The following is a 7,926-nucleotide window of genomic DNA, read 5'->3' on the forward strand; positions in this document are numbered from 1 at the left end:
GTTCCCGCCCAGGAGAACGAGCCTTCTCGGGCGACTCAGCGGCGGTGAGGAGAGGGCCGGCTACCAGCGCGGGTGGACGGTGGGGCGGAAGTGGGTGTCGTAGAGGGCGTTCACGGCCTCCATGAAGGCGGGGCCGAGGGGCGCGGCGGAGGCGGCGGCCGCGTTGGCGCGGGCCTGCTCGGGCGAGCGGGCGCCGGGGATCACCGAGGTGACGCCCTCCTGCTGGATGATCCAGGCGAGCGCGGCCGCCGCGGGGGCGAGGCCGTGGTCGTCGGCGAGGCGGGAGAACTCCTGCGCGGCCTCCACGCCGGTCGCGAAGTCGACGCCCGAGAAGGTCTCGCCGACGTCGAAGGCGGAGCCGTCGCGGTTGTAGCTGCGGTGGTCCTCCGGCGCGAACACGGTCTCGGTCGTGTAGCGGCCGCTGAGCAGGCCCGAGGCGAGCGGGACGCGCGCGAGGATGCCGACGCCGGCCTCGCGGGCGGCGGGCAGCACCTCGTCGAGCGGCTTGAGGCGGAACGCGTTCAGGATGATCTGGACGCTCGCGACGTTCGGGCGGGCGATGGCGGTCAGCGCCTCCTCCGTGCGCTCGACCGAGACGCCGTAGGCGGCGATCGCGCCCTCGGCGACGAGGGTGTCGAGGGCGTCGTAGACGGCGTCGTCGGAGTAGACGGAGGTGGGCGGGCAGTGCAGCTGCACCAGATCGAGAGTGTCGACGCCGAGGTTGGCGCGCGAGCGGTCGGTCCAGGCGCGGAAGTTGTCGAGCACGTAGTTGGCGGGGATCTGCTCCGCGCGACGGCCCATCTTGGTGGCGACGAAGACCTGCGCGTCGGGGTGCGCCGCGCGGTAGGCGCCGATCGTCCGCTCGCTGCGGCCGTCGCCGTAGACGTCGGCGGTGTCGAAGAGGGTCACCCCCGACTCCACTGCGGCGTCGAGCACGGCGAGGGCGTCGGTCTCGGCGACGTCCCCCCAGTCGGCACCGAGCTGCCAGGTTCCGAGGCCGACGACGGAGACGGGGGCGCCGGTGCGTCCGAGGATTCGAGTTTCCATGCCTCCACCGTAGGTGCGGCCGAGCCCGCGGCGGACCCCCTTGCGCGTGCTCTAACGTCGAGGGCATGCCCCTCCTCGTGCTCGGAAGCGCCAACCTCGACCACGTCCACCGGGTCGCCCGGATCCCCGCTCCCGGAGAGACGGTGCTCGCCCTCGGCGCGAGCACCTTCCCGGGCGGCAAGGGCCTCAACCAGGCCGTCGCGGCCGCACGGACCGCGCCCGGCACCGTCTTCGTCACGAGCCTCGGACGCGACTCGGCGGGAGACCGGCTCGCCGCGGTCCTCGGCGAGGAGCCGCTGGAGCTGCGCGCCCGCCGCGGCGACGTCCGCACCGGCACCGCGCAGATCACCGTGGACGAGCGCGGGGAGAACGCGATCGTCGTCGACTCCGGAGCGAACGCCGCCCTGGTCGCGTTGACCGCCGAGGAGTCGGCCCTGGTGGCGGCGGCCGACGCCCTGCTCCTCCAGCTCGAGATCCCGACAGCGACGGTGACGGAGGCGGCCCGCGCCGCGCGCGCCGGCGGCACGGTGTCGATCCTGAACGCCGCCCCGATCGGCCCGCTGCCGGAGGAGCTCCTCGCGGTGCTCGACGTGCTGATCGTCAACGAGCACGAGGCCCGCGAGCTCGCCGCCGATCGCGGCGTCATCGCCGCCGACGACGACGCGCTCGCCGCTGCCCTCACCGCGCTGGTGCCGCTCGTGCTGGTCACCCTCGGCTCCGACGGCGTCGTCGTGGCGGTCCGCGACCGCGAGCCGGTGCGCACCCCGGCCTTCCGGGTGGAGGCCGTGGACACCACCGGCGCCGGCGACACCTTCTGCGGCGCCTTCTCGGCCCGGCTCGCCGCCACGGGAGCACGGCTCGACGATCCGGAGCAGCTGGTCGCCCTCACCCGCTGGGCGAGCGCGGCCGCGGCGATCTCGGTCACCCGCGCCGGAGCGGCGGTGTCCGCGCCGACGGCGGCCGAGACGGACGCGTTCCTCGCCGAGCGCGCCTGAGGGGGAAGCTCCTCGGGGAGGCGCGCCTGAGCGGGAAGCTCCTCAGGGGGAGACGGCGCGGACACCGACCTCAGGCGGCCCGCAGCACCGTCGCTCCGGTCGGCACGGTGCACTCCGGAGAAGCACGAGAGCGCTCGGCCCAGCTCCGCTCCTCGCGGCGAGGCGTCGCGGCCTGCGGACAGCCGCGCCCGCTCCCCGATCCGGCTAGTCGATCGCGGCGACCCGGACGGTCACCCGCGGCCGCAGCTCCGGATGCACCCGGACGCACCACTCGCGCACCGCGGCTCCGATCGCGCGCGCCACGTCCGGCGCGGACGCCTCCGCGGTCACGCAGAGGTCGACGGCCACGGACACCTCGTCCCCCGCGACGCGGACCAGAACCGGATCGGCGAACGTGCCGCCGCTCGCGGTGCCCAGCGGCTCGACCACGATCCCGGTCGCGCTCAGCGCCGTCGCCGCGTGCGCGAGCACGTCGCGCACCTCGGGCCTGGCCGGCATCAGGGTCGCGACACCGTCCAGGGCGCGCAGCTCCGCAGCGAGCGCGGACACCGGATCGACCGGGGCCGCCGCCTCGAGGCCGCTCACGACTCCTCCGTCCCGGGGACGTAGACGTCCTCCACGCGGACGTCGATCCTCGACACCCGCAGCTCGGTCTGGGTCAGCAGCCGCGAGTGCACGCGCTCGCGCACCTGCTGGGCCGCCTCGGCGATCGGCACCCCCCAGAAGACCGAGATCGTCAGCTCCACCACGACCTCCGCGCCCGGCTCGGCGATGTCGCCGACCAGGCGGCAGCGGCCGACCAGCACGCCGGCGACGCTGTCGCCCGCCTCGCGCACGAGTCCGCGGACCGCTCCCTCGGTGATCGTGAGCGCCACGTCGGGCTGGACGCTCGCCAGTGGGATGTCGCGTCCGGCCCGCGACTCGCGGCGCACCTGGGTGAGGATCGAGCCGAACCAGCTCTCCTCCGGCGCGGGCAGGCGTGCGGCGTCGTCGTCGATGAGCGCGCCGGAGAGGGCGCGCACGCGCTCGAGGGCGCGCAGAGTGCGCCGGTGCTCCGGCGACTCCTCGATGGCGGGATCGTACGGAGTGCGCCCGCGGTCGAGGTAGTCGCTCAGCTCGTCGATGCCGATGCCGTCGCCCTCCTGCTCCGTCGCGTCCGCCTCCTGCTCGAGCGCGGGCGGCAGCACGACGTCGTGCTCCCCCGCGCGCTCCGGCCCGTCGCCGGGACCCTGGTCCGCGTTCATCGCGTCTGCTCCCTCATCGCCAGTCCTCCATCGCCACGACCAGCGACTCGCGCGCGCGGGCGAGCTTGCCCCGCACGGCGGTCACCGTGAGACCGAGGTGATCGGCGATCTCGTTGTACGACTCCCCGCCGACCTCTCGCAGCACCCAGCACTGACGCTGCGACTCCGGCAGCTCGGACAGGGCGTGCGCGAGAGCCCGCATGGCGTCGCTCTGCTCGGCGGCCTCGAACGGGCCGGGCTCTCGGGCCGGGGGATGCTCCACGGCGTCGACGTCGTCGGTCGGGCGGCGCTGGCGCAGCAGGTCGACGCTGGAGCGGCTGACGATCCGCATCATCCAGCTGCGCACGCTCGCCGGCTCCTTGAGCTGCGGGAGCTGCGCCCAGACCGTGATCAGCGCGTTCTGCACGGCGTCGGAGGCGTCGGCCTGCGAGCCGGTGAGGCGCCAGGCGTAGGCGCGGAGGATCGACTGGTGCCGCTTGACGAGCACCTCGAAGGCGCGCACGTCGCCCTCGGCGGAGCGCTCGGCGAGCAGCGCGTCGCTCGCCGCTTCCAGTCCGGGCACGGCGCCTCCTCCCTCTCCGCTCACGCGGCCTCGGGCCGCCTCTCAGGTGACGCTCAGGAAAAAGTCCGCCGAGCACCGTGACGAACGCCGTCCGGGCTCCGTCTCACTCATGAAAGCACAGCCCGACCGGATTCCCGCCGGGCCTTCGACCCCGGTCTGCTCAGCAACGGCAGCCGATGAGACGTCCAGGAGACCTCATGAGCGACACCACGCGCACCCCCTCCACCACCCGCGTCGACAAGACCTCCGTCGACACGGTCACGAGCCTCGGCGGCTCGCGGACCTCCGGCACCGCCCAGGGCACCACGGTCATCGACGACAGCGTCGTGGCCAAGGTCGCCGGCATCGCGGCCCGCCAGGTGCCCGGCGTCTTCGCCCTCGGCAACAACGCCGCCCGTGCCTTCGGCGCGATCCGCCAGGCCGTCGGCGGTGCCGACCACGCCCAGGGCGTGAGCGTCGAGGTCGGCGAGACCCAGGTCGCGGCCGACGTGACCATCGTCGTCGAGTACCCCGTGCCGATGCAGAAGGTCGCCGACTCCGTCCGCGCCGCCGTCTCCGAGGCCATCACCGAGCTGGTCGGCATGGCCGTCTCCGAGATCAACGTCGCCGTCGTCGACGTGCACATCCCCGGCGACGACAAGGACGACGAGGCCACCGAGAGCCGCGTCCGATGAGCGACTTCCAGCGCCCCGCGCCCACCGCCCCCGGCGGCCGCAGCACCGTCCTCGGTGTCGTGGTCGGCGCGATCCTCGCCTTCGCGGCCCTGATGTTCGGCTTCTGGGGCTTCGTCCTCACCGCCCTCTTCATGGCCCTCGGCGTCGTGATCGCCCGCATCGCCGACGGCACCCTCGACGTGCGCAGCCTCGTGGACGTGTTCCGCGGCCGCACCACCTCCCGCTAGGAGCCCACTGTGACCGCTCTCGACACGCGTCCCGCATCGCCGGTGGCGGGCACCGTCACCATCACCGTCCGCTCCATCGAGCGCGCCGCCGTGGCGATCGTCCACGAGGAGCTGGGCGTGGAGGTCTCCGCGATCCGCGTCCGCCTCTCCGACGACAGGGGCGGTCTCGCCCTCGCGGTGACCGCGCCGGTCGTCGTCGAGCCGGGCACCGCCCTGGCCGGCGGCTCCCTGCTCGAGCGCCTGCACGGCGATCGCAGCCGCATCGCCTCCCGCATGGAGGCGCTGACCGGGCGCACCGTCAGCCGGATCGACATCCGGATCACGGGCACCCGCACCCGAAGCACGAGGAGAGTCGCATGAGCCCCGCACCGTCGGCGCCCGACACCCGCTACAGCCGCTACCTCCGTCGCGAGACCCACAAGTCCCGCTCCGCCGCGCAGATCGTCGTCCTGGTGCTCATCGCCCTGGTCGCGGCCTACGTCGGCACGGAGGCGGTGCTCGCGATCCTCGGCGCCGCGCCCCTGCTCGCCGCACCGTCCGCCCTGCTGGGCGCGATCGTCGGAGTCGCGTCGCTGGCGAACCCCGCCCTCATCGGCGTGGCCGTCGGCGCGGGCGTCCTCGCTCTGGTCCTGCTGGTGCTCGCACTGGCGCCCGGGGCCCGGGCCCGCCACACCGTGGACGACGACCGCCTCGCCGTGGTCGTGGACGACGGCGTGATCGCCTCCTCCCTGGCCCGCGCAGCCCGCACGGCCGCCCACTCCCGCCGCGAGGACACCCGCGCCTCGCTCGGGCGGCGCACCGCACTGGTCGAGGTGACCCCCGCCTCCGGCATCGCGGTCGACCGCGACGCCGTGCAGAGCGCCGTCGACGAGGAGCTCGCCCGCATCGGCGCGAAGCCCGCCCCGCGCTCCACCGTCCGCGTCTCGACCTCCGGGAGGATCTGATGACCACGAGCAACCGCTTCGTCAACCGGCTCGTCCTGCTCGTCATGGGCCTCGTGCTCGCGCTGGTCAGCGCCGGAGCCGTCCTGATCGCCGTCTCGCAGCCGGTCCGCGACTCCGTCCTCTCCTTCGCCGACGGCGAGGGCGCGGCCCTGGTCTCGCGCCTCTCCCCCGAGGAGGGCACCGCCTGGAGCGATGCCGCCGTCCTCTGGCCGCTCTACGCCGTCGTCGGGATCTGCCTCCTCGGCATCGTCCTCGCGCTGGTGATGGCCTTCGCCCACGGTCACGGCCGCACCGGCACCGTCCTCCGCGACGAGGCCGAGGGCGCGCCCGCCGGAGGGATCGAGATCGCGACCGGCTTCGCGGAGGACGTCCTCGAGACGGCTCTCGCGGGCCGGACCGAGCTCCTCGACGTCACGGTCGCGGCCTACCGCCACGGCTCCGAGACGGCGCTGAAGGTGCGCGTCCTCCCCCGCGGCGGCGTCTCGCCCCGCACCGTGGTCGACGCCGTGCACCAGGAGGTCGACGCGCTCGACGCCCTGCTCGGTGCCCGCCTGCCGGTCCTGCTCGAGGTCGCCTCGAGCGCCCGGGCCGGCTTCTCCAAGGAGGACCGGGTCGCCTGACCCCGGTCCCGCAGCTTCCCCGGCACCCGCCGGCGGATGGTCACACCGAACAGAAGGAGCCCCTCATGGGTGCAGACGACAAGATCCGCAACGCAGCCGAGAACCTGGTCGGCAAGGCCAAGGAGGCCGTCGGCAAGCTGACGGACAACGAGCGCCTCGAGGCCGAGGGCCAGGCCGACCAGACCAAGGCCCACACCAAGAAGGTCGGCGAGGACGTCAAGGACGTCTTCAAGAAGTGATCTGACCGGAACCTCGACGGGGCCGTCACCGCATCAGCGGTGGCGGCCCCGTCGTCGTGCGTGGAGCGGGTGCGTCGAGCGTCAGACGCCCCAGAACATGATCCGGCCGGCGGAGGCCGCGTCGATGCTCTGGTCGTGGTTGTCGGCGGTGTGCGAGGAGTAGAGGATCCTGTCGCCGTCGACGCTGGTCACGACGCCCGTGTGGTCCCAGTCGCCCGAGCTGTCCCAGTCGAACTGGACGATGTCGCCCGGCTTCACCCGGCTCCGCTCGGAGTCGGGGATCGCGGTCGCGCGCTCGGGGTGCGCGGCGAGGTAGGCGTTGAACGCGGTCGACGACGCCCAGGCGGAGCTGTACCCGCCGGAGGAGGAGTAGCTCCACTCGCCGTCCATCTCCCAGCCGCGGGCGATCAGCGACTGCGAGGTGAAGTTGACGCAGTCGTTGCCCGAGATCACGCCGTACTGGGCCGAGTTGTAGTCGTTCCAGTAGGTGGAGAGGTAGTCGAGCTGCGAGGCCAGGCGGCTCGCGTCCAGCGCGGCCTGGGCCTTCGCGGCCTCGATCGCCGGGTCGGGCGTGTAGGCGAAGGTGATCGCCGAGGCGACGACCTTCGTGCTGGCGAGCACGCCGGTCGCGGCGAAGCTGGGAGTGGCGGCCGCGGTCGGGGCGGCGAGGTCGGTCGAGGCCTCGGCCGTCGTGCCCTCCGCGGCGCCCGACGTGTCGACGGCCGGCTGCACCGCGTCGGCCGGGGTCCCGTCGACGGTGACCGCCGCGGCGGAGTCGGTGACCGCGTCGAACGTGATGGCCTGACCGTCGGCGTCGAAGAAGGCGACCGGGACCTCGCCCGCTGCCTCTCCGTCGGCCGGAGGGGCGGTGACCGTGATCTGGTCGGGGTTGTCGACCGCGACGCTGCCCTCGGCCTCGCCGAAGCGCACGGTGGCGACCGAGTCCAGGTTCGATCCCTCGAGCGTCACGCTCGTGCCGCCGGCGACGGTGCCGGAGGTGGTGGAGACGGAGCTGAGGACGACCCGGGCGGAGGCGGTGGTCGCGGGGAGCACGGCGACGCTGGTCGAGGTCGGAGCAGCGGAGGGCGTCGCGGTGGCCGACTCGGCCGAGGAGCCGGTGCCGACGGTGAGGCTCAGGCTCGACGCGACGGCCACGACGACGAGCCCGCCGGAGACGGCGAGCGCCAGCGTGCGCGGGGACGGGCGGAAGAAGGAGGCTCCGCGGCGGGCGGGCGCGGTGCGGAGCCGGTGCCCCTCCGCTTCGCGGCGGTCGCGGCGGGACGAGAACGATCCCTCCGGGGCGGGGTGCACCTCGACCAGTGCGGTGCGCCGCCCGAGCGAGGCGCGGGTGTCCTCGCGGCGGGAGTGGGCGGC

At 74.2% G+C, this 7,926-nt stretch carries 12 protein-coding genes; 7 read left to right on the forward strand and 5 right to left on the reverse strand.

Features of this window, described 5'->3' with window-relative positions; translation table 11 throughout:
* Positions 1-60: 60 nt before the first annotated feature.
* Positions 61-1,047: an aldo/keto reductase gene (locus C5C50_RS08490; protein WP_104226781.1), complete on the reverse strand. Its 987-nt coding sequence runs from the start codon at positions 1,045-1,047 to the stop codon at positions 61-63.
* A gap of 65 nt (positions 1,048-1,112) precedes the next feature.
* Between C5C50_RS08490 and C5C50_RS08495 the strand changes: the two genes are divergently transcribed.
* Complete coding sequence (locus C5C50_RS08495) at positions 1,113-2,042, forward strand: ribokinase (protein WP_104273253.1); 930 nt, start codon at positions 1,113-1,115, stop codon at positions 2,040-2,042.
* 204 nt (positions 2,043-2,246) lie between these two features.
* Here C5C50_RS08495 and C5C50_RS08500 read toward each other — a convergent pair whose 3' ends face one another.
* Genes C5C50_RS08500 through C5C50_RS08510 form a run of 3 tightly spaced genes read right to left on the reverse strand, consistent with a single transcriptional unit; the run spans position 2,247 to position 3,848 of the window.
* Complete coding sequence (locus C5C50_RS08500) at positions 2,247-2,627, reverse strand: hypothetical protein (RefSeq protein ID WP_104224958.1); 381 nt, start codon at positions 2,625-2,627, stop codon at positions 2,247-2,249.
* A complete protein-coding gene (locus tag C5C50_RS08505; protein WP_104233947.1) occupies positions 2,624-3,286 on the reverse strand; it encodes an Asp23/Gls24 family envelope stress response protein in 663 nt (220 codons plus the stop codon). The genes C5C50_RS08500 and C5C50_RS08505 overlap by 4 nt, the downstream gene beginning before the upstream one ends.
* 13 nt (positions 3,287-3,299) lie before the next feature.
* Complete coding sequence (locus C5C50_RS08510) at positions 3,300-3,848, reverse strand: RNA polymerase sigma factor (protein WP_104224956.1); 549 nt, start codon at positions 3,846-3,848, stop codon at positions 3,300-3,302.
* Between the two features lie 197 nt (positions 3,849-4,045).
* On the opposite strand from C5C50_RS08510, the gene C5C50_RS08515 reads away from it, so the two are divergent.
* From C5C50_RS08515 to C5C50_RS08540, 6 genes are all read left to right on the forward strand, one after another.
* Complete coding sequence (locus tag C5C50_RS08515) at positions 4,046-4,522, forward strand: Asp23/Gls24 family envelope stress response protein (RefSeq protein ID WP_104226785.1); 477 nt, start codon at positions 4,046-4,048, stop codon at positions 4,520-4,522.
* The gene (locus C5C50_RS08520) at positions 4,519-4,749 is read left to right on the forward strand and encodes a DUF2273 domain-containing protein (RefSeq protein ID WP_104224954.1); all 231 of its coding nucleotides are present in this window, start codon (positions 4,519-4,521) and stop codon (positions 4,747-4,749) included. The genes C5C50_RS08515 and C5C50_RS08520 overlap by 4 nt, the downstream gene beginning before the upstream one ends.
* A gap of 9 nt (positions 4,750-4,758) precedes the next feature.
* On the forward strand, positions 4,759-5,109 hold the full coding sequence (locus tag C5C50_RS08525) for a hypothetical protein (protein WP_104273254.1): 351 nt from the start codon (positions 4,759-4,761) through the stop codon (positions 5,107-5,109).
* Entirely contained in the window at positions 5,106-5,693 is a 588-nt protein-coding gene (locus tag C5C50_RS08530; RefSeq protein ID WP_104226787.1) for a DUF6286 domain-containing protein, read from the forward strand. The genes C5C50_RS08525 and C5C50_RS08530 overlap by 4 nt, the downstream gene beginning before the upstream one ends.
* Positions 5,693-6,313, forward strand: a complete 621-nt coding sequence (locus C5C50_RS08535; protein WP_104273255.1) for a hypothetical protein — start codon at positions 5,693-5,695, stop codon at positions 6,311-6,313. The genes C5C50_RS08530 and C5C50_RS08535 overlap by 1 nt, the downstream gene beginning before the upstream one ends.
* Before the next feature lie 65 nt (positions 6,314-6,378).
* Positions 6,379-6,552, forward strand: coding sequence for a CsbD family protein (locus tag C5C50_RS08540; RefSeq protein ID WP_104226788.1), 174 nt, complete (start codon positions 6,379-6,381; stop codon positions 6,550-6,552).
* Between the two features lie 81 nt (positions 6,553-6,633).
* Here the strand turns inward: C5C50_RS08540 and C5C50_RS08545 are convergent.
* On the reverse strand, positions 6,634-7,926 hold a 1,293-nt coding region (locus tag C5C50_RS08545), incomplete at its 5' end, for an amidase domain-containing protein (RefSeq protein WP_104273256.1).

The organism is Rathayibacter sp. AY1D9 (assembly GCF_002932395.1).
Lineage (GTDB): Bacteria > Actinomycetota > Actinomycetes > Actinomycetales > Microbacteriaceae > Rathayibacter.